General features: G+C 58.6%; 27 protein-coding genes. 21 read left to right on the top strand and 6 right to left on the bottom strand.

What is annotated here, in order from left to right:
• Positions 1-45: 45 nt before the first annotated feature.
• The 8 genes from UM93_RS09560 to map all read left to right on the top strand — a co-directional run bounded on the left by UM93_RS09560 (position 46) and on the right by map (position 8,270).
• Complete coding sequence (locus UM93_RS09560; RefSeq protein WP_199921738.1) at positions 46-1,629, top strand: long-chain-fatty-acid--CoA ligase; 1,584 nt, start codon at positions 46-48, stop codon at positions 1,627-1,629.
• Between the two features lie 128 nt (positions 1,630-1,757).
• Positions 1,758-2,966: a TetR/AcrR family transcriptional regulator gene (locus UM93_RS09555; protein WP_045075227.1), complete on the top strand. Its 1,209-nt coding sequence runs from the start codon at positions 1,758-1,760 to the stop codon at positions 2,964-2,966.
• Between the two features lie 85 nt (positions 2,967-3,051).
• Positions 3,052-4,236, top strand: coding sequence for a lipid-transfer protein (locus UM93_RS09550; protein ID WP_045075226.1), 1,185 nt, complete (start codon positions 3,052-3,054; stop codon positions 4,234-4,236).
• Between the two features lies 1 nt (position 4,237).
• The gene (locus UM93_RS09545) at positions 4,238-4,699 is read left to right on the top strand and encodes an FAS1-like dehydratase domain-containing protein (protein WP_045075225.1); all 462 of its coding nucleotides are present in this window, start codon (positions 4,238-4,240) and stop codon (positions 4,697-4,699) included.
• Positions 4,696-5,130: a MaoC/PaaZ C-terminal domain-containing protein gene (locus UM93_RS09540; RefSeq protein ID WP_045075224.1), complete on the top strand. Its 435-nt coding sequence runs from the start codon at positions 4,696-4,698 to the stop codon at positions 5,128-5,130. The genes UM93_RS09545 and UM93_RS09540 overlap by 4 nt, the downstream gene beginning before the upstream one ends.
• Positions 5,131-5,204: 74 nt before the next feature.
• On the top strand, positions 5,205-6,044 hold the full coding sequence (locus UM93_RS09535) for an SDR family NAD(P)-dependent oxidoreductase (RefSeq protein ID WP_045075223.1): 840 nt from the start codon (positions 5,205-5,207) through the stop codon (positions 6,042-6,044).
• Positions 6,045-6,086: 42 nt separating this feature from the next.
• Complete coding sequence (locus UM93_RS09530; RefSeq protein WP_082057083.1) at positions 6,087-7,337, top strand: acyl-CoA dehydrogenase family protein; 1,251 nt, start codon at positions 6,087-6,089, stop codon at positions 7,335-7,337.
• Positions 7,338-7,445: 108 nt separating this feature from the next.
• Positions 7,446-8,270, top strand: a complete 825-nt coding sequence (gene map / locus UM93_RS09525) for a type I methionyl aminopeptidase (protein WP_422784954.1) — start codon at positions 7,446-7,448, stop codon at positions 8,268-8,270.
• Between the two features lie 97 nt (positions 8,271-8,367).
• Here map and UM93_RS09520 read toward each other — a convergent pair whose 3' ends face one another.
• Genes UM93_RS09520 through UM93_RS09510 form a run of 3 tightly spaced genes read right to left on the bottom strand, consistent with a single transcriptional unit; the run spans position 8,368 to position 11,577 of the window.
• Complete coding sequence (locus tag UM93_RS09520) at positions 8,368-9,723, bottom strand: ABC transporter substrate-binding protein (protein WP_045075221.1); 1,356 nt, start codon at positions 9,721-9,723, stop codon at positions 8,368-8,370.
• Between the two features lie 37 nt (positions 9,724-9,760).
• Positions 9,761-10,648, bottom strand: a complete 888-nt coding sequence (locus tag UM93_RS09515; protein WP_045075219.1) for a carbohydrate ABC transporter permease — start codon at positions 10,646-10,648, stop codon at positions 9,761-9,763.
• On the bottom strand, positions 10,645-11,577 hold the full coding sequence (locus tag UM93_RS09510) for a carbohydrate ABC transporter permease (protein ID WP_199921737.1): 933 nt from the start codon (positions 11,575-11,577) through the stop codon (positions 10,645-10,647). The genes UM93_RS09515 and UM93_RS09510 overlap by 4 nt, the downstream gene beginning before the upstream one ends.
• A 258-nt stretch (positions 11,578-11,835) precedes the next feature.
• On the opposite strand from UM93_RS09510, the gene UM93_RS09505 reads away from it, so the two are divergent.
• The 11 genes from UM93_RS09505 (at position 11,836) to glmM (ending at position 20,200) form a co-directional block, all read left to right on the top strand.
• Positions 11,836-12,783 carry a P1 family peptidase gene (locus UM93_RS09505; protein ID WP_045075218.1) on the top strand — a complete coding sequence of 316 codons (948 nt, stop codon included), beginning with the start codon at positions 11,836-11,838 and terminating at the stop codon, positions 12,781-12,783.
• 228 nt (positions 12,784-13,011) lie between these two features.
• Entirely contained in the window at positions 13,012-13,233 is a 222-nt protein-coding gene (infA, locus tag UM93_RS09500) for a translation initiation factor IF-1 (RefSeq protein WP_009358723.1), read from the top strand.
• Positions 13,234-13,276: 43 nt separating this feature from the next.
• Complete coding sequence (gene rpmJ, locus UM93_RS09495; protein WP_011775570.1) at positions 13,277-13,390, top strand: 50S ribosomal protein L36; 114 nt, start codon at positions 13,277-13,279, stop codon at positions 13,388-13,390.
• Positions 13,391-13,564: 174 nt separating this feature from the next.
• A complete protein-coding gene (gene rpsM / locus UM93_RS09490) occupies positions 13,565-13,942 on the top strand; it encodes a 30S ribosomal protein S13 (protein WP_045075214.1) in 378 nt (125 codons plus the stop codon).
• Between the two features lie 43 nt (positions 13,943-13,985).
• On the top strand, positions 13,986-14,387 hold the full coding sequence (rpsK, locus tag UM93_RS09485) for a 30S ribosomal protein S11 (protein ID WP_012245519.1): 402 nt from the start codon (positions 13,986-13,988) through the stop codon (positions 14,385-14,387).
• A gap of 145 nt (positions 14,388-14,532) precedes the next feature.
• Positions 14,533-15,540, top strand: coding sequence for a DNA-directed RNA polymerase subunit alpha (locus UM93_RS09480; RefSeq protein WP_045075211.1), 1,008 nt, complete (start codon positions 14,533-14,535; stop codon positions 15,538-15,540).
• A 74-nt stretch (positions 15,541-15,614) separates the two neighbouring features.
• Positions 15,615-16,334 carry a 50S ribosomal protein L17, sunset domain variant gene (gene rplQ / locus UM93_RS09475; protein WP_045075210.1) on the top strand — a complete coding sequence of 240 codons (720 nt, stop codon included), beginning with the start codon at positions 15,615-15,617 and terminating at the stop codon, positions 16,332-16,334.
• A 34-nt stretch (positions 16,335-16,368) separates the two neighbouring features.
• A complete protein-coding gene (gene truA, locus UM93_RS09470; RefSeq protein WP_045075208.1) occupies positions 16,369-17,274 on the top strand; it encodes a tRNA pseudouridine(38-40) synthase TruA in 906 nt (301 codons plus the stop codon).
• Between the two features lie 324 nt (positions 17,275-17,598).
• Positions 17,599-18,042 carry a 50S ribosomal protein L13 gene (gene rplM, locus UM93_RS09465; RefSeq protein WP_045075207.1) on the top strand — a complete coding sequence of 148 codons (444 nt, stop codon included), beginning with the start codon at positions 17,599-17,601 and terminating at the stop codon, positions 18,040-18,042.
• 37 nt (positions 18,043-18,079) lie between these two features.
• Positions 18,080-18,595: a 30S ribosomal protein S9 gene (gene rpsI, locus UM93_RS09460; RefSeq protein ID WP_045075205.1), complete on the top strand. Its 516-nt coding sequence runs from the start codon at positions 18,080-18,082 to the stop codon at positions 18,593-18,595.
• Positions 18,596-18,847: 252 nt separating this feature from the next.
• A complete protein-coding gene (gene glmM / locus UM93_RS09455) occupies positions 18,848-20,200 on the top strand; it encodes a phosphoglucosamine mutase (RefSeq protein WP_045075204.1) in 1,353 nt (450 codons plus the stop codon).
• A 49-nt stretch (positions 20,201-20,249) separates the two neighbouring features.
• Here the strand turns inward: glmM and mscL are convergent, their stop codons facing one another.
• The 3 genes from mscL to coaA all read right to left on the bottom strand — a co-directional run bounded on the left by mscL (position 20,250) and on the right by coaA (position 22,536).
• Positions 20,250-20,651, bottom strand: coding sequence for a large conductance mechanosensitive channel protein MscL (gene mscL, locus UM93_RS09450; RefSeq protein WP_045075202.1), 402 nt, complete (start codon positions 20,649-20,651; stop codon positions 20,250-20,252).
• Between the two features lie 96 nt (positions 20,652-20,747).
• On the bottom strand, positions 20,748-21,572 hold the full coding sequence (locus tag UM93_RS09445) for a M15 family metallopeptidase (RefSeq protein ID WP_045075200.1): 825 nt from the start codon (positions 21,570-21,572) through the stop codon (positions 20,748-20,750).
• Between the two features lies 1 nt (position 21,573).
• On the bottom strand, positions 21,574-22,536 hold the full coding sequence (coaA, locus tag UM93_RS09440) for a type I pantothenate kinase (RefSeq protein ID WP_045075199.1): 963 nt from the start codon (positions 22,534-22,536) through the stop codon (positions 21,574-21,576).
• 94 nt (positions 22,537-22,630) lie between these two features.
• Here coaA and glmS point away from each other — a divergent pair, with 94 nt between their 5' ends.
• Together glmS and UM93_RS09430 are read left to right on the top strand one after the other, a co-directional pair.
• Positions 22,631-24,514 (top strand): glutamine--fructose-6-phosphate transaminase (isomerizing), encoded by a 1,884-nt coding sequence (glmS, locus tag UM93_RS09435; protein WP_045075197.1) that lies wholly within the window; start codon positions 22,631-22,633, stop codon positions 24,512-24,514.
• On the top strand, positions 24,514-25,095 hold the full coding sequence (locus UM93_RS09430; RefSeq protein ID WP_045075195.1) for an isochorismatase family protein: 582 nt from the start codon (positions 24,514-24,516) through the stop codon (positions 25,093-25,095). Before glmS ends, UM93_RS09430 begins: the two co-directional genes overlap by 1 nt.
• Positions 25,096-25,107 lie beyond the last annotated feature (12 nt).

The raw sequence follows: 25,107 nt of genomic DNA, 5'->3' as shown, positions 1-25,107 counted from the left end.
AAAATTCTCACTCGGTTCTTGCGTCCTAAGTGAATCGAGAATAGCATGTTTTCTACTTATCTCAACGAAGCGATGGTGGTTAATGTGTATCTGACCCAGCTTTTACATCGACAGGCGCAGCAGCGCCCGGATTCCGTGATGACAATTAGTGCAGGAGTCGAGCGGACGGTGCGCGAGGTGGCTGATCGAGTCGCCCGGTTCGCGGGCGCACTTCAGTCATTGGGTGTTGTTGAGGGTGATCGAGTGGGGATGCTGGCGCTCAATTCAGATATCTACCATGAGTACCTATTGGCGGTACCTTGGGCTGGTGCGGTGGTAGCGCCGGTGAACACCCGGTGGAGCGCGAAAGAGATGATTTACTCACTTCAGGATGCGCAGATCAAGGTGCTCTTGGTTGATGACGCTTTTGCGGCTATGGTGCCCGAACTGCGCCAAGGCTACCCGGAGCTTTCAGCAATTATTTATTGTGGTGAGGCCGAGCCGCCGCCGGGGACGCCGCGCTACCAGGATTTACTTCAGCAGCACGAGCCGGTGCCGGATGCCCGGCGAGGGGACGAGCAGGTCTTTGGCATCTTCTATACCGGAGGCACCACCGGCGAGCCCAAAGGGGTGATGCTCAGCCACAATAACATCCTGGTTTCCGCGATGGGTTCGCTTGCCAGTACCGAGGCGGTGAGCGAAGCAGGTACCTCAATGGTAGTGGCGCCAATGTTCCACATGGCGGCTATTGCACACTGGACCATGAGCCTGCTGAAGAATTCAACCCTGCTCCTAGTGCCTGCCTTTGAGCCTGCCAAAGTGGTCAAGCTGATCGATGAACACCAGGTCACCGATGCGCTCTTAGTGCCCACTATGTTGCAACATCTGGTGGCGGCTGCTGTCGCCGCACAGAGCAAGTTGTCGAGTTTTACCCGCCTGCTCTATGGCGCCTCGCCGATGCCGCCAGTGTTGCTGGAACGGATCAGAGACACCTTTCCGGGACTTAAATTGACCCAGGCTTTTGGGATGACTGAGTTGTCGCCGGTGGCAACCCTGCTCGCCGATCAAGACCATGCCAAGGCGGAGGTAAAAAACTCCTGTGGCCGGGCTCCGGTGAATTGTGAGATCAGAGTGGTCGATTGGCAAGGACAGGATGCGGCGCCAGGGGAAATCGGGGAAGTGATCTGCCGGGGGAGCAATGTGATGCTCGGGTACTGGAACAAACCGGAAGTTACCGCCGATGCCATCAGGGATGGCTGGATGCATACCGGAGACCTCGGCTATCTGACCCAGGACGGCTACCTCTTCGTGGTGGACCGGCTCAAGGACATGATTATCTCCGGCGGTGAAAACATCTACTCAGTTGAAGTGGAGAACGCGCTCTCCCAGCATCCCGCGGTGGCAATGGTCGCAGTGATCGGCCTCCCCGATCAACAATGGGGGGAGAGGGTGCATGCGGCTGTGGTGTTGCGTGCCGGGGCAACAGTTTCAGCTGAGGAATTGATCGCCAGCTGCCGAAAACTCATCGCCGGTTACAAAATTCCCCGGAGCATCGACTTTTTGGCTGAATTACCCATCTCCGGGGCCGGGAAAATTCTCAAACGAGAAATCCGGGCGGGCCATCAGAGCGGCCGGGACGGCGAGAACTGAGGATCGCCGGTAGCTGTATCGGCTCCGCTAACACCGTCGCTGGAATCAATCGGTAGGCTGCAATATGCAGTATGCTCGCTGCTGAACGAGGAGTTCGCCCGTTTGCGGTGCGAAGCGGATAGGAGGCGATGGTGTCGGTTGAACGGGGAGCGGCAACGATGCCCTATGCACCCCCGCGGGGTACTCGGCCCGGTAATCGCAAAGAACTGATTCAGCGGGCGGGTGCCGAACTCTTTTACCAGTATGGCTTTGCTAACGTCTCGATGAGCCAGATCGCCCAAGCAGTTTCCATTGGTCCTTCAGCGCTCTACCGGCATTTTGCCGGCAAACAAGAGCTCCTGATTGCGGTAGTTGCTGCCTCGGTGCACCAGGTACGGGAAGCGCTCGCCGATGTCGATAGCGAAGCTGTCGATTCGGCTGAATGGTACGACGCGCTGGTGCGAATGTCCTTGGATACCCGGGCGGCTGGGGTGCTCTGGCAACGCGATGCGCGATATTTGCCGAGCGCCGAGCAAAATAAGCTGAGAACCGCAATTCGCGAGATTCGGCTTGGCATGCGTTCATCGATCGAGATGCACCACCCTGAGTCGCAGAGCTGGAGCAATCTCTTGACGAGTGTGGTGCTCTCCATCTGCCTCAGCCTTTCCTACCATCATGTGAGCTTGCCACGACCGCAGTTCGAAGCCTTGATGAAGGAGATGATCGTCGCGGCTTTGGATGCTGCTGGTGCTTTGCCGAGCGTAGCGGCGGCCCCGGTGACCGCTCGTGAACCACGAGTCGCTAAGAATACCGCGGAGAAACTGGTAGCGGCGGCGGCCGAACTGTTTGCGCAGAAGGGCTTTGCCCAAACCGGTCTGGAGGAAATCGCAAGCGCCGTCGGCATCTCCGAGCCGAGCATCTATCACCACTTTCCGAGCAAACTTGATTTGCTGTTTGAAGTGCTGCAACACGGTAATGATGCATTGCAGCACGGCAGGATGATTGCAATGGCTCAGCCGGGGTCTGCAGCCGAGTTACTGAACCGGCTGCTGACTTCGTATCTGGAGATGGTTTCCCGAGAACCAGCGCTGTTTACTTTGTTGGTCACCGAACTCGGGAATCTGGCTGAGCAGCAGCAAGCGGTCGCGGTGGCCCAACAGCGGACCTACCTCAATCAGTGGGTGGAGCTTCTATTGCTAACTCATCCACTGATGGCTCGCGAAGAGGCTAGAATCCGGGTGCACGCGGTCACTACCGTGCTCAATGACTTCTTCACCCGCAAGCGGCAGCAGCTACTCACTGAAGAGCGCGAGATGATGCTGGCGGTCTGTCAGCGCTTGTTGCAGATCGCGGCTTAATCACTTTCGATCAGATATCCGCATAGCCTTGACAGAATAAGTGAATTGAAAATAGGCTATTTTTCATTGGCCGAAGGAGGCAGAAATGAGTGAACGAGTATTCGTTACCGGCGTCGGAATGATTCCTTTTATGACGCCGAGCAAGACGGAGCCGTACGACGTAATGGGCTCCCAGGCAACCCAGGTTGCGCTCAAGGACGCTGGCCTGGACTATCACCTGATCGAGCAGGCGTACGTCGGCTACGTCTACGGGGATTCCACCAGTGGCCAGGCTGCGCTTTATCGGGTGGGTCAGAGCGGCATTCCGATCATTAATGTCAATAACAATTGCTCAACCGGTTCCACCGCGCTGTACCTTGCTCGGCAGGCCATCGCTAGCGGCGCCGCGGACTGTGTGCTGGCGCTGGGCTTTGAGCAAATGCAACGCGGCGCGCTGAGGGCCATCTGGGAGGATCGGCCAGCCGTATTAGGTACTTTCCTTGATAAGGCCGCTCGGGTACAAGGGCCCTCGGAGGCGCCGATGGCAGCCCAATTATTTGGTGGCGCCGGTGCCCAATACTTGCAGAAGTACGACGCTTCGCCGGAAGTGCTGGCCCGTATTGCGGTGAAATCCCGGAGCCACGCGGCCAATAACCCCTATTCGGTGTTCCGGGAGCCGCTCACCGTCGAGGAGGTGATGGCATCGCCTCAGATCTTCGGTCCGTTGACTCGGCTAATGTGTTGCCCGCCGACTTGCGGCGGCGCAGCAGCGATTCTGTGTAGCGAGGATTTTGCCCGCAAGCATGGGCTTGACACCTCGGTGGCGATTGCGGCACAGGCAATGACTACCGACTATTCCTCCACCTTCGACGGCGAGGACCTGATGTCTCTGGTTGGCTACCAGATGAGTAAAACCGCCGCTGAGCAGGTGTGCGGGCAGTCAGGGGTGGGGCCGGAAGATATTCCAGTGGTGGAACTTCATGATTGTTTCACTTCAAATGAGCTGCTTAGCTATGAAGCGCTGGGCCTGACGCCGGAGGGCACCGCCGAGAAGTTCGTGCTGAACGGTGACAACACGTACGGCGGTCAAGTGGTGGTTAATCCTTCCGGCGGTTTGATGTCTAAGGGGCACCCGCTGGGAGCCACCGGGCTGGCGCAGTGTACCGAGCTGGTCTGGCAATTGCGCGGCAGCGCGGGGGCCCGTCAGGTCGAGGGAGCGCGACACGCGCTGCAGCACAATATTGGTCTCGGTGGTGCCGCCGTGGTGACCTTGTACCAAAAGGTGGCCTGAGATGACTGTGCCAGCCGAGCTAATCGGTCGACAGCTTCCGGTGATCGAGACCACTGTCTCCGCCGAGCGCTTGCGCTTCTTTGCCGAAGCGATCGCCGAGCGAGATCCGATCTACCTGCACGCCGAAGCCGCAGCGGAGGCTGGACACTCCGGTCTGCCGCTGCCGCCTACCATCCTATTCGGGCTGGAGTTCGAAGGCCCGGCTGGGTTCGACTGGCTGACCGAGATGGGTGTCGATGTGCGGCGGGTGCTGCACGGTGAACAGGAATTTCACTATCACGCAATGGCCTACGCCGGTGAGGCACTGCGCTTAGTACCCACCATTGTCGATGTCTATAGCAAGAAGGGTGGCGCCTTGGATTTCTTGGTCAAGGAAACCAAGATCACCCGGATTAGTGACGGCTCGGCGGTGGCCACGGCGAAGTCGGTGATCGTGGTGAACAATCAGGAGGCGGTGAAATGAGCGTCAACGAAGGGTCTACCCCGGCTCAGCGGGATCCGTTTCAGGTCGGTACTGAGCTCACCGAACTCGTGCTCCCCACTATCTCACGGACCACGCTGGCGCTTTTTGCTGGCGCTTCAGGGGATCACAATCCAATTCACCTCGACATTGACGTGGCTAGATCAGCGGGACTGGAAGACGTTTTTGCCCAGGGCATGCTTTCGATGGCCTATCTTGGCCGGTTGCTGACCAGTTGGTTCCCACAACCACAGATTCGCTCTTTCAAGGTACGGTTCGCTGCTGTCACCCCGGTTTTGGCGCAGCCAATCGCGCAGGGCAGCGTCGTTGAGATCGTCGAGCAGGATGGCGAGCGTCGGGCTCTCCTCGAACTGTCGGTGCGTCTCCAGGACGGCACCGTAACGCTCGCCGGCAGCGCCGTCGTCGCGCTCTGAACCACCTTTTAATTACCGGCTCAGCTTAGTCAATTCAGCTAGCTAAGGCTGGCTCCAACAGCGAAGGAAACACCATGTCTCAGGAAGCAAAACTTGCCGGAAAAGTAGCCTTGATTTCGGGCTCTGGTCGTGGCATCGGCCGTGAAATAGCGCTCAAATTAGCTTCTGAAGGCGCCAAGATTGTGGTTAATGATCTTGACGCCGAGCCCGCGGAGCAGACGGTCGCTGACATTGCGGCGGCCGGTGGCGAAGCGGTGGCCTGCCACGGCAGCGTTAGCGAGCCGGACTTCGCTCAGCGCTTCGTTGAGACCGCGGTGGAGAAGTTCGGTGGCGTTGACATCATTGTCAATAACGCTGGATACACCTGGGACACCGTGATTCAGAAAATGACCGACGAGCAGTGGGACGCGATTCTTGACGTTCATTTGAAAGCTCCGTTCCGGATATTGCGAGCCGCGCAGCCAGTGATTTCAGCGGCAGTAAAGGCCGCGCAGGCGGTGGGCGAACCGGTACCCTGCCGCAAGGTGGTCAACATCTCCTCGGTGGCCGGACTCAGCGGCAATGCCGGTCAGGCCAACTACAGCGCCGCTAAGGCAGGCGTCACTGGGCTGACTAAGACGCTGGCCAAAGAGTGGGGACGCTACAACGTCACCGTCAACACGGTGGCCTTCGGCCTGATCAAGACCAGGCTGACTGAGAACAGCGCTGATAGCGAGGGCACCATCGAGGTGGCGGGGCGGGAAATCAAAGTCGGTATTAGCCAAGCGCTGCTCTCCGCCGCGGAACAGATGATTCCGCTGGGACGTCAGGGCACACCGCAGGATGCAGCAAACGCAGTCTACTTATTCTGCAGTCCAGAGTCTGATTACATCAGCGCACAAACCGTGGTCTGTGGCGGCGGTTTCAACGGCTAAGCCAGTTGCCGAATTTCTGCCAGCGAAAGGAACGAGTCCGAAATGATCAGCGAGGGTTCTTCGACCGAAGCGACACCCGATCAAACCCCAGTTAATCAAGCTGAAACTGGCCGAGCTAAGGCGCTGCCGACTGCCGACTTCTTCGATTGCGAGTCGCTGTTGAGCGTCGCTGAACGTCAGAAGTTGGGGGAATTGCGGGTTTTTTCTGCCACCGAGATTGAGCCCTTTGCCGGTCAGTGGTGGCAATCCGAGCAGGTCCCGCGGTCAGTGTTTCAACGGCTCTCCAGCCTGGGCTTTGGTGCCCCATTCAGCTCCGGCCAGTCCCGGCTGTTCTCGGGACTAGCGACTCTGGAACTATGTCGTGCCGACCTATCCACCGGAGCGATCTTCGGGATTCACCACGAACTCTTTACCGAGGGCATCCGGATTTTCGGCACCGCGGAGCAAAAGCATCGATTCCTGCGGCCGGCACAAGAGGGGGAGATACTGGGGGGCTTTGCGCTGACCGAACCAGAGCACGGTTCCGATGTGGCCGGTGGCCTGGCCACTACGGTTCGCCGCGACGGCGACGGTTGGTTGCTCAATGGCGCAAAACGATGGATTGGTAATGCCATCGATGGCGATTATGTCTTTCTCTGGGCCAGAGACGCCGATGACAAACAGATTCGTGGCTTTATCCTCGATCTGAACTTGCCCGGGGTGAGTCGGCAAAAGATCGAGAACAAGATCTCGATGCGGGGGATTAAGAATGCCAATATTACGCTTCAGGATGTGCGGCTCGCCGAGGCTGATCGGCTATCCACCATTGACTCCTTCGCCGACACGAATGTGCTGCTGCTGGGCACCCGGATGATGGCTGGCTGGATGGCTACGGGGGTGCAGTTTGCGGCCTATGATATTGCCCGCGAGTATGCTCTGAAACGCTTACAATTTGGCAAGCCACTGGCTAAGTTTCAGCTTATTCAGCAACAACTGGTGGAGATGTTAGGCAATATCACTGCTTCGCTTTCGATGACCGCACGGGCGGCGCGGATTCAGGATGCCCATGATCAAGGACTAGGCCCGTCGCTAAGAATGGAACAGGCAGCCTTGGTCAAGGCGTACACCAGCAAACGTTGTCTCGAGACTGTGGCGCTCGGCCGTTCCATCCTCGGCGGGAACGGCATTGTCACCGATTTCGGCATGGCCAAGATCTTTGCGGATGCGCAGCCGATTCTCACCTTTGAGGGTACCTACGAGGTGAACTCACTCATCGTTGGGCGGGCGATCACCGGGCATTCTGCCCTGCTCTGAACGATGGTCAAGGGGCGGCTGACAGCGCCTCGGTCAGCTGGCGCACTGGGCTATCCGGTAGTCTCAAGATGCATACTTAGCATTTTCTGAACGGGTGAAAACGTGGCCATCGGCAAGAATTCCAAGATCGAACTCAAGACGGCAGAGCAGTTCCGACTGATGAAAGAGGCCGGGCTGATTCTTTCGGCGGCTCTCGACACAGCGGTTGCCGCTGCCGCAGTGGGAGTGAGTACTGCCGAGATTGATCAGCTCTTCGCTGCTGAATTAGCTAAAGCAGGAGCAAAATCAAACTTCCTGGGTTATTACGGCTACCCGGCAACGATCTGCACCTCCGTCAACGAACAGATCGTGCACGGCATTCCGAATGATCGAAAGCTGGAAGATGGTGATCTGGTTTCCATCGATGGCGGTGCCATTATCGGCGGCTGGCATGCTGATTCGGCTCGCACCGTGATTGTGGGCAGCGCCGATCCAGCTGATGTGGAACTTTCCGCAGCCACCGAAGCCGCCATGTGGCGAGGTATAGCGGCGATGGCAAGCGCCTCAAGGGTGGGGGAGATCGGTGATGCCATCGATGACTTTGTCACCGAAAAATACGGTCAGAAGTTCGGCATCATCGAGGATTACACCGGACATGGAATTGGTTCGGCGATGCATATGGATCCTGACGTTTTGAACTATCGTTCCCGTCATCGGGGGCCGAAACTGCGAGCCGGGATGGCCTTGGCAATTGAGCCGTTGCTGGTGCGTGGTGGGATCGCCAATCGGACGCTTGAGGACGAATGGACAGTGGTCACCGAAGATGGGCAACGCGCGGCGCATTGGGAACATTCAGTTGCGGTGCATCCGGGAGGCATTTGGGTGCTGACCGCTCCCGATGGAGGTGCCGCTAAATTAGCTCCACTCGGTGTCAAACCGGCGCCGTTGCCCTAGGTTGCTTTGCTCTGGGCTATCGCGAACGGAAAGCAAGTGGCCCGCTACATCGACCTGGTCAATGCAGCGGGCCACTCTAGGCTTTAGAACTTAGGTTCTAGGACTTGAGCTTGGGCTTGACGTCCTTCTCATAGATACCCTGCAGGGTGGTCTTCAGCGCGCTCAAGGTCGCTTTGACGTCGGCCTTCTCGTTCATGATCTTCGCCGCGGCTTTTGCCATTTCCTGATCAGCGCCCGGCAAGAAGACCCGGGCGTAGTCCTGGCTCTTGGTCACCTTGAGCTGATCCAGAGCCACCTGGATCTGCGGAGTCTTCGCGAGCACCGCAGACATATCGGCCGAGGTGCGCGAAGGCATGTAACCGGTGGCCTCGGAGAACTGCGCGGTGTTCTGCGCATTGGTGTAGAAGCTCAGGAACTTCGCAGCGGCCAACTGGCGCTCCGGGGTGCTCTTCTTCGCAATGGCCAAGCCAGCGCCGCCGGTCGGGCAGACCGGCGAGGCCGAGGCCGGACCGCCGGGCAGGAAGCCGACGCCGATGTTCAGGCCCTTTTCCTTGGCAGCCTTCAAGGTGCCGACCAGATCGCCGGTGGAGGAAACCGTTGAGCTAACAGCTCCCGCGGTCATATCGCCGACGGCATCCTTGGAGGAAACCCCAGCCCAGCCGTTCTTCACGATGCTGTCCTGTACCCACTGCAGAGCCTTGACCGACTCATCGGAGTCAGTGGTGAAGTCCCACTCTTTTGACCAACTGCCGCCGAAGCCCCAAAGCACGTTCTGCAGCGTCCAGCCAGCGTAACCAGCCAGCGCCGGGTACTGATAAGCATGCAGGTAGCCCGCCTTGGAGGCATTGGCCTGCTGAATCTTGGGTGCCCACTCGGCAAATTCTTCCCAGGTCTTCGGCGCGCGATCCGGCAGCCCGGCAGCCTTGAAGTGATCCTTGTTGTAGTAGAACAACGGGGTCGAGCGGTTGTTCGGCACGGCCCAGTGCTTCTCGTCGTACTTGTAATCGTTGTAAAGCGTCGCGTTAAAGTCCTCGGTCTTATCGTTCACCGCTTTGAGCAGATCATCGACCGGGATGATTGAATCCGCAATGGCGAAGCGGAACCACCAGACATCCGAGGCCAGCACGATGTCCGGGGTGTCATTGCCGGTCTGCGCGGTTTGGAACTTCTGTGCGACCTCTTCGTAGTTCGAGCCGCCGGTCACCAAGTTCACCTTAATGCCGGGGTTAGCTTTCTGGAAGTCTTCGATCAGCTTCTGCTCGATAGGTTGTGAGGAGCCCGGGTGGCTGGAGAGGAAGCTGATTTCTGCCGCCGGAGTGACCTTGCTCCAGTCTGTGGCGGCAGCCGAGTTATTGGGTCCGCCACTGGTGTTCGGTCCGCCACAGGCCGCGAGGGCAGTAGCACCTAGTCCGAGGCCGCCAAGGGTCAGGAAGCCTTTGCGGTTGATATTCATCTTGTACCTTTCGATGGGTGGAGGTGAGTGCGGAAAACTAGCCGGTGACCGAGCCTTGAGTCAGGCCGGAAACGATATAGCGCTGGAGTGCAGCGAAAATAATCAAAATGGGCAGGATGACGATGACCGCGCCGGCCATCAACACCCCCCAAGCTTGCGAACTGGAATCTGAATTACTGAGCAGCGTCAACCCGACCGGCAGCGTCATCATCTCCGGTTTGGTGGTGATAATGAGCGGCCAAATGTATTCATTCCACTCGGTCACAATGGTCACCAGTGCGACGGTGGCGATTGAGGGAACCGAGATCGGCACCACGATTTTCCACAGCCGCCGCCAATGCCCGGCCCCGTCAATTTCGGCGGATTCCAGAATTGAGGTGGGCAGCGTCAGGAAATGCTGACGCAGCAGGAAGGTGCCAAAAGCAGTACCCAGACCGGGCAAAATAATGCCCCAATAAGTGTTCTGCCCGTTCAAACTGGAAATCAGGATGTAATTCGGCAATACCGCTACCTGCGGCGGAACCATCAGTGCGACCAGGATCAGGATGAAGATCAGCCGTTTGAAGGGGAAGCGCACGAAAACCAAGGCATAAGCGGTGAGCACCGCGAGGATGCACTTGATGAGCGAACCAATCGCGGTGACGATCACGCTGTTCAGAAAGAACTGTGCGAAGGGCACAGTGGTCGCTGCGGTGGCGTAGTTGTCAAAGTTCGGAGCCTGCGGCAGGATCTTCAAATCGGTGGTGATGATCTCACCGGGAGACTTGAACGAGGAAAGGATCATCCACAACAGCGGCAGAAAGACCACCAGGGTGGCAATCAACAGGGGCAGATAGCCGCCGACCAGGGTCTTGGCGAGGTTCTTCGCGGAGAAAGGTCCGTTTCGCTGGGCGATGATTTCGGTGCTGACAACAGATGAATTCATGCGTAATGCACCTTCCTTTCGACGAATCGCATCTGAACTGCGGTCATGATCAGTAGCAGAGCGAACAACACCACCGAGATGGCCGCCGAGTAACCGGCCCGGTTGTAAGCGCCGAAGGCCTGTAGATAGGTCTCGAACATCAGCGTGTTAGTGCCCTGCCCGGTCGGCGTCATGATCTTCAAAATATCGAAGGCCTGCAAGGAGGACAGCAAGGAGGTGATCAGCAGGAAGAAGGTGGTGGGGGAGAGCAATGGGAAGACAATGGAGAAGAATCTGCGGGTAGCTCCGGCCCCATCTAGTGAGGCCGCCTCCATCACGTCCTTAGGCATCGACTGTAAGCCAGCGAGATACACCACCGCACAGTATCCGAGGTTCTTCCAGATATAGACGATGATCACCATGGTGAGGGCAAGCTTGGGATCATTGATCCATTGCGGGCTGCTCTGGCCGAGGCCACGCAATACCCAGGAGAGGGCGCCGTAAACCGGGTCGAAGATAAAAAGCCAAACCAGGCCGACACCGACACCGGAGAGTACATAGGGGGCGAAGATTGCCGAGCGGGCGAAAGTGCGGCCTGGGAGCTTCTGGTTGAGCGCCAGTGCAATCAGAAGGCCGACCACCATCGAACCACCCACGGTGAAAATCGTGAAGATCGCCGTGGTGCCCAATACGTTGGCGGCATCCGACGAGGTGAAGAAAGTGACGTAGTTGTTCAGCCCGACTGCGGTGGCGAAGTCTGAGCCGAGTGTCCAGTCCAGCAGGGAATACTGGATATTGGCGATCAGCGGCCGATAGGTGAACAACACGATCAAGGCGATATTCGGCAATGCAAAGGCCAGGAAAATCCAGGCGTCACGCTTGGTGCGCGCTGTCCAATATCGTTGCTTGAGTTTTGTCGGCCCACCCGATGCGGAAGGTGGTTTGGTCATAGGTCGATCTCGCTTTGCTGTCATTGGCTGCACGACGCCCCCCGGCGTCGGCAGGATGATCCTCTGACTACTCCAGCACAGACGACGACGTTGTCTTGCCAAAATCGTACTGCCTGCGTCAATGTTCCTTCATCCTTCACCCCGTGTTTACCTCTAGGAAGGTAAAAACATTGGATTTTCAACGAACTTTTCTCCAGTTGCGGCACTGAGAGGCTATTTGCTAGAGACAGCGATACGAAAATAGTCGAGAATGGGGAAATGACGGAGAACGTGGGGGTCTCGGGTGGCCAGTTGACCGATGTGCCGGGAGTGCTGGTCGGCCAAGCGGAGCGGATTGGCGAGGGCTGGCTGACCGGCGTCAGTGTGGTAATACCACCGGCCGGCAGCATCGGCGCGGTTGATGTTCGAGGCGGCGGTCCAGGAACCCATGAAACGGATGCGCTCGATCCCACCACCTTGGTGCCTACTGTGGACGCGGTGGCGCTAACCGGTGGCAGTGCATATGGTCTGGCTGCAGCGCACGGCGTGATGCGCTGGTGCGAGGAACAAGGACGAGGTTTTGAAGTGCTAGGCGGGCGAGTGCCGATTGTGCCAGCTGCGGCAATTTTCGATCTGGGTCGTGGCGGTGATTTCTCCTTGCGTCCCGACTCTGAGTTGGGGTACCAAGCTGCGCAAGACGCCAATACTGGGCAGGTGCGTCGAGGAAATGTGGGTGCTGGAACCGGGGCAACACTAGGCCGGGGCATCTTTAAAGGCGGTGTTGGTACCGCTTCGGTGAGGATGCGAGGGCTTAACAGCGAGGTGGTGATTGGCGCCCTGGTGGTAGTCAATGCACTCGGGCATCCCTTGGGTGCCGACGAGACGCTACGTAATTTAGACAGCGTGCCTGGACTGAACACCACCTTGGCTGTGGTTGCCAGCAATGCTCGGCTGAGCCCAGCACAGGCGAAACGGACCTCGGTGGCCGCCCACGCGGGGATGGCAAGAGCACTAGCCCCGATCCACACCCTGCTGGACGGCGATACCATCTTCACGCTGGCCACCGGCGAGCTTGAGCTCAAGGGACAGGGGCCAGCCGATGTTATCCCGCTGGTTGAATTGCAGTCGCTGGCGGCGGTTGCCGTGCAGGCTGCGATTGAAGATGCTATCGCGGCGGCAGAAACCATCACCACGCCGGTGGCGACGTTTTCGCGCTGGCCGGTCTAGCAGAACGGTGTCTAGCGGCACACCGGACGCAGTCCCTGGAGGCTACTGTCCGGATTTAACTTATCGCTAGAAATGGCGTAAAGTTGTGTGTTGGTTGTTTGCGCTTTGGCGCGCCCATTCAAACTCATCAATAGTGTGTGGTCTGAGGTGCGCGTCGTTCAGAGCGTAACTGTCAAAAAATCATAGCCATTAGCAGCAGCGAGTGGCGAACAACAGTTAGCGGAGGATATGGCCAAAAAAGACGGGGTCATTGAGATCGAGGGCGTGGTGACTGAGGCGCTGCCCAATGCGATGTTTCGTGTTGAGCTGACCAATAAGCACATCGTACTCGCTCACATTTCTGGAAAGATGCGCCAGCACTACATTCGAATCCTCCCCGAGGATCGGGTTGTGGTGGAGCTGAGTCCTTACGACCTTACTCGCGGCCGCATCGTTTATCGCTACAAATAGCTCTTACGTTCAATTCAACACTGCTCAAACGCAAAGGAATGCCATGAAGGTCAAGCCGAGCGTCAAGCAGATCTGCGACAAATGCAAGGTGATCCGCCGTAATGGTCGGGTCATGGTGATCTGCGAGAACCCACGCCACAAGCAGCGCCAGGGCTAATTCTCTCCTTCCAGGAGAGCGTTCCCGGGAACTGTGCACGAAAGTAAATAGATAAAAGGCAGCACAAGCCGAACCACAAGTTCGGCCCACCCCCGGTCGGAGGCCGGGGCCACATGAAGAAACGTGTGGGTGTACTGCCTACGACCTCCGGATAAACCAAGGAGTACCGCCACTATGGCTCGTCTCGCTGGCGTTGATCTTCCCCGCGAAAAGCGGTTGGAAGTTGCGCTTACTTACATCTATGGCGTGGGCAAGACCCGTGCACACCAGACCCTGACCGAAACCGGGATCTCCCCGGATGTTCGGGTCAAGGACCTCTCCGATGCAGAGCTCGTTCAGCTCCGCGACTTCATCGAAGGCAACTTCAAGGTTGAAGGTGATCTTCGCCGTGAGGTAGCAGCCGACATTCGCCGCAAGGTCGAAATCGGTAGCTACCAGGGTATCCGTCACCGCCGCGGCCTGCCGGTCCACGGCCAGCGCACCAAGACCAACGCTCGTACCCGCAAGGGCCCGAAGCGCACCGTTGCCGGCAAGAAGAAGGCGGGCCGCTAATCCCGCGGGATAGCGTCCAGCTGATCAGAATTTAGGAGAAATAATGCCCCCGAAGACTCGTGGCGCGGTTCGCAAGCCGCGTAAGAAGGACAAGAAGAATATTGCGCTTGGCCAGGCGCACATCAAGAGCACCTTTAACAACACCATCGTGACCATCACGGACCCGGCCGGTGCTGTTATCGCTTGGGCTTCCTCAGGTGAGGTTGGCTTCAAGGGTTCGCGTAAGTCCACCCCGTTCGCCGCTCAGCTCGCCGCCGAGCAGGCTGCCAAGCGGGCTCAGGAACACGGCGTCCGCAAGGTCGACGTATTCGTCAAGGGCCCGGGCTCCGGTCGCGAGACCGCGATCCGTTCGTTGACCGCTGCCGGGCTTGAGGTCGGATCGATCCAAGACGTAACCCCGAGCGCTCACAACGGCTGCCGTCCGCCTAAGCGCCGCCGCGTCTAACGGTCACGTTAGATCGCCTCGATCGTACTAACGAGCTGAGGTTCGTCTCGTTTTTCGAGGCGAACCGACGCTAGTTAAAGACTTCAGACCGTTCTTTCCACTACCTGTCGCGTCATATAGCGGATGCGCATTGAAAGGAAACCAAGTGCTCATTGCACAGCGCCCAACCCTCTCCGAAGAAGTAGTCTCCGACAATCGCTCGCGGTTCATCATTGAACCTCTGGAGCCTGGCTTTGGTTACACCCTCGGAAACTCTCTCCGCCGTACCTTGCTCTCCTCGATCCCCGGTGCTGCGGTTACCAGCATCCGGATTGACGGCGTGCTGCACGAATTCACCACTGTTCCTGGTGTTAAGGAAGATGTCACCGAGATCATCTTGAACATCAAGAACCTCTCGGTTTCCTCTGAGCACGACGAGCCAGTGGTTGCCTACCTGCGCAAGCAGGGCCCCGGCGTCGTTACCGCAGCGGATATCGCACCGCCTGCTGGTGTCGAGTTCCACAACCCGGATCTGCACATCGCCACCCTGAACTCGAAGGGCAAGTTCGAACTCGAGCTGACCATCGAGCGTGGCCGTGGCTACGTTTCTGCCGCGCAGAACAAGTCCGGCGATGCCGAGATCGGCCGGATTCCGGTTGACTCGATTTACTCGCCGGTGCTCAAGGTGACCTTCCGCGTGGAAGCTACCCGTGTTGAGCAGCGCACCGACTTCGATCGTTTGATCGTCGATGTGGAGACCAAGCAGGCGATCGCTCCGCGTGACGCGGTTGCTTCGGCGGGCACCACCCTGGTGGAGCTCTTCGGCTTGGCTCGTGAACTCAATACCGCTGCAGAAGGCATCGAGATCGGCCCCTCGCCGACCGACGCTGCCCTGGCCGCGGATATGGCTTTGCCGATCGAGGACCTGGACCTCACCGTCCGCTCCTACAACTGCCTCAAGCGCGAGGGCATCCACACCGTCGGTGAACTGGTTGCTCGTTCCGAGGCTGATTTGATGGACATCCGGAACTTCGGTGCCAAGTCCATCGATGAAGTCAAGGCCAAGCTGGTGGAACTGGGTCTGTCCCTGAAGGATTCCCCTCCAGGATTTGACCTCGCCGCACGCGCCGCCGCGATCGACGAAGACGATACCTTCGGCGACGACGAGCTCTAAGACCCCACTATTTGCTTCCGGCGGGAACGCTCAGTCGTTGAGAGTCACCGCCATCCACTTGAGGAGAAAACATTATGCCTACCCCCACTAAGGGTCCGCGCCTGGGCGGTGGCCCGGCTCACGAGCGGTTGATGCTGGCCAACCTGGCTGCCTCGCTGTTCGAGCACAAGCGCATTACCACCACTGAGACCAAGGCTAAGCGGCTGCGCCCCTACGCAGAGCGCCTGATCACCTTCGCCAAGCGCGGTGACTTGGCTTCGCGCCGTCGTGTGCTGGGCGTGATCAGCAATAAGAGCATTGTGCACGAGCTCTTCACCGATATCGCCGAGGCTGTTGAGAAGCGCGAGGGTGGCTACACCCGGATCACCAAGATCGGCAACCGGAAGGGCGATAACGCTCCGATGGCTGTTATTGAATTGGTACTGGAGCCGGTCAGCCCGAAGCAGGCTGTCGTTGCCGAGGCGGAGACCGCGAAGGCTGCTAAGCCGGCCAAGCTGGTCGAGACCGAAGTTGCTGATGAGGCAGCTGCCGAGAGCAGCGAAGATGCGCCGAAGTACGCCGGTTCACACGCCGTGCTTGAGGACGCCAACGAAGCTCCTGAGGGCTTCGACATCAAGGGCAACGAAGATTCGATGAAGTACCACGTGCCTGGTTCGCGCTGGTATGACCAGACCGTCGCCGAGGTGTGGTTCGCCACTGCCGAGGACGCTAAGGCTGCAGGCTTCGTGCCCGCGGGTGGCGAAGACGCTCAGGAAGAAGCCGACGAGGCAGAGGGTCAGGAAGAGGCCAAGTAGCAGCTTCTGGCTGCCCCTTGGTTACACTTCAGCTATGTCTGTGAAGGAACCCACCGCTCCCGATTTCGGGGACGGTGGGTTTTTTCGTATTCGCTTGGAGTTGGCTTACGACGGAGCGCCGTTTAGCGGCTGGGCGGTGCAGCCGGGCCGGTTGACCGTGCAGGGTACTCTTGAGCAGGCTTTGGCGATGCTGCTGAGACGACCGGTGCGGACCACCGTGGCTGGCCGTACCGACGCCGGAGTGCACGCCCGAGGCCAGGTGGTGCATATTGATCTGGCCGAGTCGGAGTGGTTGGCGTTGGCCCGGCGCAGTAGGCAGAGCCCGGCGGAGGCCCTGTTGCGAAGGCTGCGTGGCACGCTGTCCCGCGTGCTCGCTGAGCACAGTGGCGCGATAGTGGTGCATTCCGCCGAATTAGCAGCTGAAGGTTTTGACGCTAGATTTTCGGCGCTCTGGCGACGTTACAGTTACCGAATTGCCGATCGGCCAGCTGACTGGGATCCAACCAGGCGTCAGCTAGTTTGGTGGCATAAAAACTCGCTCGATCTGGAATTGTTAAACCAAGCTGCATTGCCGCTGCTCGGCCTGCAGGATTTCCGGTCCTTTTGCAAACCCCGTGCTAATGACGCAAAGGCCACCACGGTGCGCCAGCTGCAGAAGTTCAGTTTTCTGCGTGGTTATGACGGTGTTATCACCGTGACCGTGCAAGCCGATGCCTTTTGCCACAATATGGTTCGCGCGCTGATCGGTTCGGCAGTTCAAGTAGGGGCTGCTGAGCAACCGATTGATTGGTTGGCCGAGCGACTTGCGCTGAAGTCACGGGACGCGAAATCACTTCTGGCGCCCGCTCATCCGCTCATCCTTGAGGAAGTCGCTTACCCTGAGGATAGCGAACTGCTAGGTCGTGCTGAGCTGACCAGGGCGCGGCGGGATCGGCTCTAACTTAGTGTTTAGCCACCTTCTCAGCTCTCAGGTGCTGCTGTCGTCACATCGCCGAGAGCACGGCTTGGCTGCTTAGCCAAGACCATTTTGAACTGTGGGCTAGACAAGGTAACATTGATAGTCGTTGTGCGTGTCCTCACTCGATTTCGTACATTCAGGCGCTGGTTCAGTTGCAGAATCGCTAGGCGTGGAATGTTCCGGGTACTTGGATTGCCGGTTTTATAGAGTCCTCACCTCTGTTCCGGTAGCGCATGAAGACGTGATTTAGCGTTGCTTTAAGAGTTCGCTGAATCCTCCCAAGAACACGAAACGAAGGCAAAAACTGTGCGTACGTACACCCCGAAGCCCGGCGACATTAACCGCCAGTGGCACGTCATTGACGCCACCGACGTTGTCCTGGGTCGTCTTGCCAGCCAGACCGCAACACTGCTGCGCGGAAAGCACAAGCCGACCTTTGCGCCCCATATGGATATGGGCGACTTCGTCATTATTATCAACGCCGAGAAGGTAGCCCTGACCGGTGCCAAGCTCGAGCAGAAGCGCGCTTACCGTCACTCCGGTTACCCGGGTGGCCTCTCCAGCGTGAACTATGCAGAGTTGTTGGAGAAGAACCCGGTGCGTGCCGTGGAGAAGGCAATCAAGGGCATGCTGCCCAAGACTTCCCTGGCCGCTACCCAGCTGTCCAAACTCAAGGTCTACCGTGGCGCTGAGCACCCGCATGCCGCTCAGCAGCCCAAGACGTTCGAAATCACCCAGGTCGCCCAGTAGTCCTGGCCACCAACCAACCTAAGTTTCAAGGAGAATCGTGGCTCAGAACACTGAAGAGCTGAACACCGAGGTCGCTGAGACCGAGGACGAAGTATTGACTAGCTACACCTCGGAGAGCGCCGGTGCCACCGACGCCGCTCCGAAGAAGGAACGCCCCGCGTTGACCGTTCCGGGCTCGGCCGTAGGCCGTCGCAAGGAAGCCATCGCTCGGGTTCGCGTTATCCCGGGTACCGGCAAGTGGACCGTCAACGGTCGCGAACTCGCCGACTACTTCCCGAACAAGCTGCACCAGCAGGAAGTCAACGAGCCCTTCAAGATCCTCGATCTGGATGGCGCTTACGATGTGATCGCTCGCATCCACGGTGGCGGCCCTTCAGGCCAGGCCGGTGCGCTGCGTTTGGGTGTTGCTCGCTCGCTCAACGAGATCGATGCAGAGAACAACCGCCCGGCGCTGAAGAAGGCAGGCTTCCTGACTCGTGACGCTCGCGTCATCGAGCGTAAGAAGGCAGGTCTCAAGAAGGCCCGCAAGGCCCCGCAGTACTCCAAGCGCTAATCCAAGCGCTAGGCTCAACAGCCTGATCAAAAGGCCACTCGCAGAGCGAGTGGCCTTTTGCGTGTCTGACCCGTTTCTAGTGCTCAGGCTGAAAAGCTTCCATGAGTTCGTGGGTTAGTCTCGGATTCGCCTGTAATTACCCACGAATCCGAGACTAACCCACGAACTCGGACTGGAACGACCGAGGAAGTGTGGGGCGGCGGCAGCGGGGCTTGGACGGCTCAGCGGAGTCTGGAGGGTAGAATCATTTCGATGTCTAGATTGTTTGGAACCGATGGTGTTCGCGGCTTGGCCAATGGCTTGCTCACCGCAGAGCTTGCTCTCTCGTTAGCACAGGCGGCCGCAGTCGTCTTGGGGCATGATCAGATGGCGGAGGGTAAGCGCCCACGCGCCGTGATAGCTCGCGATCCACGAGCTTCCGGTGAATTCATTGGTGCAGCGGTGGAAGCCGGTTTAGCGAGCGCCGGCGTTGATGTTTACGATGCCGGTGTCCTGCCGACCCCCGCAGCCGCCTACTTAATCGCCTCCTTGGACGCTGATTTCGGTGTAATGATCTCCGCCTCGCACAACCCAGCAGCGGATAACGGTATTAAGTTCTTCGCCCGTGGTGGTCAAAAACTGGCTGACGAGGTGGAAGACGCGATCGAGGCGGAGTTGAAGAAGGAACCGCACCGACCGGTCGGCGTCGGCGTTGGGCGTATTCAACGCTTCTCGGACGCCGAGGACCGCTATATCCTTCACCTGCTCACCACGCTGCCACATCGGCTGGATGGGCTCACCGTGGTGTTGGACTGCGCTCATGGCGCCGCCAGCGGCTGCTCCCCGCAGGTTTTCAAAGACGCAGGTGCCAAAGTCATCGTGATTGGTGCTGAGCCGGATGGCTTGAATATTAACGACGGTGTTGGATCCACTCATTTGGGGCCGCTCCAGGCGGCTGTGGTTGAACATCAGGCTGATCTAGGTATTGCCCACGATGGCGACGCGGATCGCTGCCTGGCGGTAGACCACGAGGGCAATGTGATCGATGGCGATCAGATCATGGCCATCCTGGCGCTCGCCCTCAAGGCCGACGGCAAGCTACACGATAACGTCCTGGTAGCCACCGTGATGAGCAACCTGGGCCTTAAGCTAGCGCTTCGTGAAGCTGGCATCAGTATCCGGGAGACAGCGGTCGGCGACCGTTATGTGCTTGAGGCGATGCGGGAGGGGAACTTCAATCTAGGCGGCGAGCAGTCTGGCCACGTGATCTTCTCGGACTACGCGACTACTGGCGACGGTGTTTTGACCGGCCTGCAGTTAGCCGCTCAGGTAGCCCGCACCGGCCGTACCTTGCAGCAGCTCGCCACCGCGATGACAAAGCTTCCGCAATTGATGATCAACGTCAAGGGTGTGGATAAGGCGCGTGCGCAGAGCGATGAAGGCGTCCGCGAAGCGGTTCGCTTGGCCGAACAGGAACTGGGGGAAACCGGCCGAGTGTTGCTACGGCCCTCCGGAACTGAAGCCTTAGTGCGGGTGATGGTAGAGGCCGCCGATATGGACACTGCCACCAGGATCTGCGAAGAACTGGCTGCAGTAGTAGAAAAGCGACTGGCACTCGTCGCCTGACGAAACGTCAGACTGAGTGCCAGTCGCTCAGCTGAAAGCTTGGTTCTAGCTAGTTGCGCGCCTTCAAAGCATCGCGGATCTCGGTCAGCAGCACCACCTGAGGATCCGGTGCATCTTCTTCAGCAGTGATGCCAAGCTTCGCATTACGACGAGCGATCATGTGATTCATCGGAACTACCACGACGAAGTAGATCGCCAGAGCGATAATGAGGAAGTTCAGTACCACCGTGATAAAGGTGCCGATTTCAATGAAGTTGCTCGGGTCGGCGCCGATTTGGAACTTGAGCACATCGTTGAAGCTGGGCTTCCCAACGATGCCAGCAATCAGCGGCATGATGATGTTGTTGACGAGTGAGGTAACAACGGTGCCGAAGGCCCCGCCGATGACGACGGCAACCGCCAAGTCGACGACGTTGCCCTTCATAATAAATTCTTTGAATCCCTTGATCATGGCACTTAACTTAGGCGGAAATTCGACCGTTTCCTTCTGCGACACGCGTTCGCTGAAACTTTAACCGGCTATTAACCGTTGAGACCCGGCAAAATGTCAGGAATAGCTGGGCGCGGCTGCCAGGCCGAAGTACTGCTCTAAGGTGTGCAAACCAGACTTCTTGACCGCCGTCGCCAACTCGGTGCCGACGAATCTGAGATGCCAGGGCTCGGCAAAATATCCGCTGATCGGGTGGAAGTTCAATTGATAACGCACCACGAAACCAAAACGGTGGCAGTTCTCGCTGGCCCACGTCGCGAGCGGCCGTTGCGCGAAGCAAGGCTGCAGATTACACCCACCGGCGTCGCCAATGTCCACCGCTAGGCCGGTTTGATGTTCTGAGTAGCCGGGGCGTGCCGAGGCGTGATCCGCGCCCGCCACGCCGACCGAGTTCGCGTAGCTCTGATAGGTCGCCACCTGGGTTTGATAAGAGCGAAACCCGCTGACCAAGGTCAATGGGGTACCCTGGCTGGCGGCGGCCGCGGCTAAGGCTTCGAGGCCACGTGCCGCAGCGGCCCGGAGTAGGCCGCTTTCGCCGCTGACCGCACTGGAGACTTGTGGACGGACCAGGTCCGCTGGTCGGTAGGTCTGCGGTTTAAGCGGACGATGTTTATTAACGATGACCCACAGTGAGCTGGGATCGTCAATCGAATGCGCCAGTGCACTGGGGGAATGCTGAGCTGGTCCAGGAACGGTGCCAGGACTCGTTATCGATGAGGTTGTTAGCAGACCTGAAGATTGCCCGGTAGAGGACGACGCAAGCGCTGACGGCGAGCCGGATCCGCTCGGCTCCGTTGCGGCTGATTCACAGCCGCCCACCCCGATCAGCATGAGGCCACCCAAGCCCAGAAAAACACGTCGCTTCACAGCCGGTGCAGGCATCCTAGGTCTTTCGCAGCAGCATGCGGCGGATCGAATGATCCGCGTCTTTTGTCAGTACCAGTCTGGCACGTCCACGGGTCGGCAGGACGTTTTCGTTCAGGTTGGGCTCGTTGATCCGTTGCCAGATGCCGCGCGCAGTGTCGACCGCTTCCGCGTCCGAAAGCGAAGCGTAACGCGGGAAGTATGATCCTGGCTGCGCGAAGGCTGATTGCCGCAGCGAGAGAAACCTGTCGATGTACCACTGTTCGATATAGGAGGTCTTGGCATCGACAAAAACCGAAAAATCGAAAAAGTCGCTGACCGCCAGACCCGCGCGACCATCCTGCTGCGGTCGAGCCGGGGCGAGCACATTGAGCCCCTCGACAATCAGTACATCGGGCCGGTGCACCACCACTTCTTTGCCCGGCACAATGTCGTAGGTGAGGTGCGAATACCAGGGGGCACGCACCTCCTCGGCTCCACCCTTAACTTCACTGACGAAACGCAGCAAGGCGCGCCGATCGTAGGACTCGGGGAACCCCTTGCGTTGCATTAAGCCCCGGCGCTCCAGCTCTGCATTGGGGTAGAGGAAGCCATCGGTGGTGACTAGCTCCACATTCGGGGTATCCGGCCAACGCCGCAGTAGTTCTCGCAGAATCCGTGCCGTGGTGGATTTTCCCACTGCAACGGAACCGGCCACACCGATGACAAAAGGGGTGCGCTGGGTTTTTTCGCCGAGGAAGGTTGTGGTCGCTGAATGCAGCTGACCGGCGGCAGCGACATAGAGATTCAGCAGCCGGGACAGCGGTAGGTAGACCTCCCGAACCTCATCCATATTGAGTGGATCGTCAAGACCACGCAGGCGCACAATGTCTTCTTGGTTGAGTGGTTGCTCCATCTCCGCGGCCAACCTCGACCAGCGCTGACGATCCAGCTCAACAAAAGGGGAGGCGCCGTCGCCTGATTCCGTGCGTTGCAAACTCACCTAAGCGATTCTGCCTCCTCCTGGGCGTGATGGCGAATTCTGCTGGCTGTGAAGGAGGACGGAACTTGCCGCTCGTCCCGGTAAGATTGAGGCCATGTGTGGAATTGTTGGCTACGTAAGCCGGGCGGATCAAACGCGAGATCATGGGGCCCTCGATGTTGTGCTGGAAGGTCTACGGAGGCTGGAATACCGCGGATATGACTCCGCCGGTGTAGCAGTGCTCTCCAACGGGGGAGTTGTTTCGGCCAAGAAAGCCGGGAAGCTGAGCAATTTGCTGGCGGAGCTAGAAGAACACCCGCTTCCGGCGGCGCAGACCGGTATCGGGCACACTCGGTGGGCTACCCACGGTGGTCCCACCGACGTCAATGCGCACCCTCATCTGGCTGATGAAGGCAAGCTGGCATTGATTCACAACGGCATCATTGAAAACTTCTCCGAGTTGAAGACCAAGCTGCTTGAGCAGGGTGTTAGCTTCCTCTCTTCAACCGATACTGAGGTGGCGGCAGCGCTGCTCGGTGAGGAATACCGGGCAGCTAGCGATCTGCCGCAGGCCGATCGGCTCACCGTTGCCATGCAGCGTGCTTGCCAGCAGCTAGAGGGTGCCTTCACACTGCTCGCAGTGCACGCCGAGCAGCCCGACGTGGTGGTGGCCGCGCGTCGTAATTCGCCTTTGGTGGTTGGCTTGGGCGAAGGGGAGAACTTCCTCGGCTCTGACGTTTCCGGATTCATCGACTACACCCGACGTGCGGTGGAACTCGGTCAGGACCAAATTGTCACGATCACCCCGGAAACCGTGGTGATCACCGACTTCTTCGGTGCCCCCGCGCAAGGCAAAGAGTACGAGGTCAACTGGGACGCGGCAGCCGCCGAGAAAGACGGCTACCCCTCGTTCATGGAGAAGGAAATCCACGAGCAGCCGCGTGCCGTCTCGGAAACCCTGCTGGGCCGCACCGATGCCGCCGGCAAGTTGATTCTCGACGAGTTGCGGATCGACCCGGAGCAGCTCAAACAAGTCAATAAGATCATTGTGCTGGCCTGTGGTACCAGCGCCTACGCCGGGCAGGTCGCCAAGTATGCTATTGAGCATTGGTGCCGGATCCCCACCGAGGTGGAGCTCTCGCATGAGTTCCGCTATCGCGATCCGATTGTGGATGGCAATACTCTGATCATCTCGATTTCGCAGTCCGGCGAGACCATGGATACCTTGATGGCGGTGCGTTACGCTCGCGAACAGGGTGCCAAGACGCTGGCAATCTGCAATACCAATGGTTCGACCATTCCGCGTGAGTCAGATGCGGTGCTTTACACTCACGCCGGTCCGGAGATTGCGGTCGCCTCGACCAAGGCGTTCTTGGCCCAGATCACCGCCGCTTACCTGCTCGGCCTGTACTTGGCCCAATTGCGCGGCAATAAGTTCCAGGGTGAGATCAAGGATCTGCTGGCTGACTTGCACAAGACGCCGGAGAAAATCCAGACCGTGCTGGACAACGAAGCTCAGATCAGGGACTTGGCCGTAGCCATGAAGGATGCCAAGTCGGTGCTCTTCCTGGGCCGACACGTCGGCTTCCCGGTGGCGATGGAAGGCGCGCTCAAGCTCAAGGAACTGGCTTATATTCATGCCGAGGGCTTTGCTGCCGGTGAGTTGAAGCACGGTCCGATTGCGCTGATCGAGGACGGTCAGCCGGTTTTCGTGGTGGTGCCTTCGCCGAACGGTCGTGATTCACTGCATGCCAAGGTGGTCTCCAATATTCAGGAGATCCGGGCTCGCGGTGCGAAGACCATCGTGATCGCTGAAGAGGGCGATGAAGCCGTGCGCGAATTCGCCGAGCACGTGTTCTACATTCCGGCCACGCCGACCCTCTTGGCGCCGCTGCTGACCACTGTTCCTTTGCAGATCTTCGCCTGCGCGCTGGCTAGTGCTAAGGGCTACGACGTCGACCAGCCGCGGAACTTGGCCAAGTCTGTGACGGTGGAGTAATGACACAGGCTCTCCTCGTTATTGACGCTCAGGAAGAGCTGGTCAACGGCGGCTACGCCGGTGAACTATTCAACCGCGATGCCGTGTTGGGCAATATCAAACTCGCGCTGCAGAAGGCGGCCGACGCCGGTGCGCAGGTGATCTTTGTGCGAGACAAGGATGTCGCTGGGGGAAGCGGAGCTGGTTTCGAGGTGTCCTCGGAGCTGGTGCAGCCCGCCGGAGCGGTCACCATCGACAAGTCAAATAACAATGCGTTCACCAGAACACCGCTTGGTCCGTTCCTGGAGCAGCGCGGTATTGAGCACGTGGTGGTTTGCGGCTTCCAGAGCGAGTACTGCATTGATACCGCGGTGCGCGCTGCGGTGTCCCGTGATCTCAATGTCACCTTGCTTGAAGACGCTCACTCCACGGTTGACTCCTCGGTGCTGAGTGCCGAACAGATTATCGCCCATGAGAACGAAACGCTCTACGCCCACGGTGACCTGGAGCATTTCTGCGTCACCCGCTCGGTGAATGAGGATATCTTCACTCCCAACCACGCCGAGACACTGGCAGGCTGGGAAGCCGAAGAGGCCAGCTAGATCTTAAATGGT

This window comes from Psychromicrobium lacuslunae (assembly GCF_000950575.1).
Lineage (GTDB): Bacteria > Actinomycetota > Actinomycetes > Actinomycetales > Micrococcaceae > Renibacterium > Renibacterium lacuslunae.
The sequence above is the reverse complement of the archived record's forward strand: the minus strand, read 5'-3'. Positions and strand labels throughout refer to the sequence as shown.

Bases quoted from the DNA above. Each gene is read 5' to 3' on its own strand.
- glmM (WP_045075204.1), top strand. From the start codon at position 18,848: ATGTCTAGATTGTTTGGAACCGATGGTGTTCGCGGCTTGGCCAATGGC.
- mscL (WP_045075202.1), bottom strand. From the start codon at position 20,651: ATGATCAAGGGATTCAAAGAATTTATTATGAAGGGCAACGTCGTCGAC.
- glmS (WP_045075197.1), top strand. From the start codon at position 22,631: ATGTGTGGAATTGTTGGCTACGTAAGCCGGGCGGATCAAACGCGAGAT.
- rpmJ (WP_011775570.1), top strand. From the start codon at position 13,277: ATGAAGGTCAAGCCGAGCGTCAAGCAGATCTGCGACAAATGCAAGGTG.
- UM93_RS09550 (WP_045075226.1), top strand. From the start codon at position 3,052: ATGAGTGAACGAGTATTCGTTACCGGCGTCGGAATGATTCCTTTTATG.
- UM93_RS09520 (WP_045075221.1), bottom strand. From the start codon at position 9,723: ATGAATATCAACCGCAAAGGCTTCCTGACCCTTGGCGGCCTCGGACTA.
- UM93_RS09555 (WP_045075227.1), top strand. From the start codon at position 1,758: ATGGTGTCGGTTGAACGGGGAGCGGCAACGATGCCCTATGCACCCCCG.
- UM93_RS09535 (WP_045075223.1), top strand. From the start codon at position 5,205: ATGTCTCAGGAAGCAAAACTTGCCGGAAAAGTAGCCTTGATTTCGGGC.
- UM93_RS09445 (WP_045075200.1), bottom strand. From the start codon at position 21,572: ATGCCTGCACCGGCTGTGAAGCGACGTGTTTTTCTGGGCTTGGGTGGC.
- rpsM (WP_045075214.1), top strand. From the start codon at position 13,565: ATGGCTCGTCTCGCTGGCGTTGATCTTCCCCGCGAAAAGCGGTTGGAA.
- UM93_RS09430 (WP_045075195.1), top strand. From the start codon at position 24,514: ATGACACAGGCTCTCCTCGTTATTGACGCTCAGGAAGAGCTGGTCAAC.
- rpsK (WP_012245519.1), top strand. From the start codon at position 13,986: ATGCCCCCGAAGACTCGTGGCGCGGTTCGCAAGCCGCGTAAGAAGGAC.
- UM93_RS09540 (WP_045075224.1), top strand. From the start codon at position 4,696: ATGAGCGTCAACGAAGGGTCTACCCCGGCTCAGCGGGATCCGTTTCAG.
- UM93_RS09515 (WP_045075219.1), bottom strand. From the start codon at position 10,648: ATGAATTCATCTGTTGTCAGCACCGAAATCATCGCCCAGCGAAACGGA.
- infA (WP_009358723.1), top strand. From the start codon at position 13,012: ATGGCCAAAAAAGACGGGGTCATTGAGATCGAGGGCGTGGTGACTGAG.
- UM93_RS09530 (WP_082057083.1), top strand. From the start codon at position 6,087: ATGATCAGCGAGGGTTCTTCGACCGAAGCGACACCCGATCAAACCCCA.
- rplQ (WP_045075210.1), top strand. From the start codon at position 15,615: ATGCCTACCCCCACTAAGGGTCCGCGCCTGGGCGGTGGCCCGGCTCAC.
- UM93_RS09505 (WP_045075218.1), top strand. From the start codon at position 11,836: ATGACGGAGAACGTGGGGGTCTCGGGTGGCCAGTTGACCGATGTGCCG.
- UM93_RS09560 (WP_199921738.1), top strand. From the start codon at position 46: ATGTTTTCTACTTATCTCAACGAAGCGATGGTGGTTAATGTGTATCTG.
- UM93_RS09545 (WP_045075225.1), top strand. From the start codon at position 4,238: ATGACTGTGCCAGCCGAGCTAATCGGTCGACAGCTTCCGGTGATCGAG.
- UM93_RS09510 (WP_199921737.1), bottom strand. From the start codon at position 11,577: ATGACCAAACCACCTTCCGCATCGGGTGGGCCGACAAAACTCAAGCAA.
- truA (WP_045075208.1), top strand. From the start codon at position 16,369: ATGTCTGTGAAGGAACCCACCGCTCCCGATTTCGGGGACGGTGGGTTT.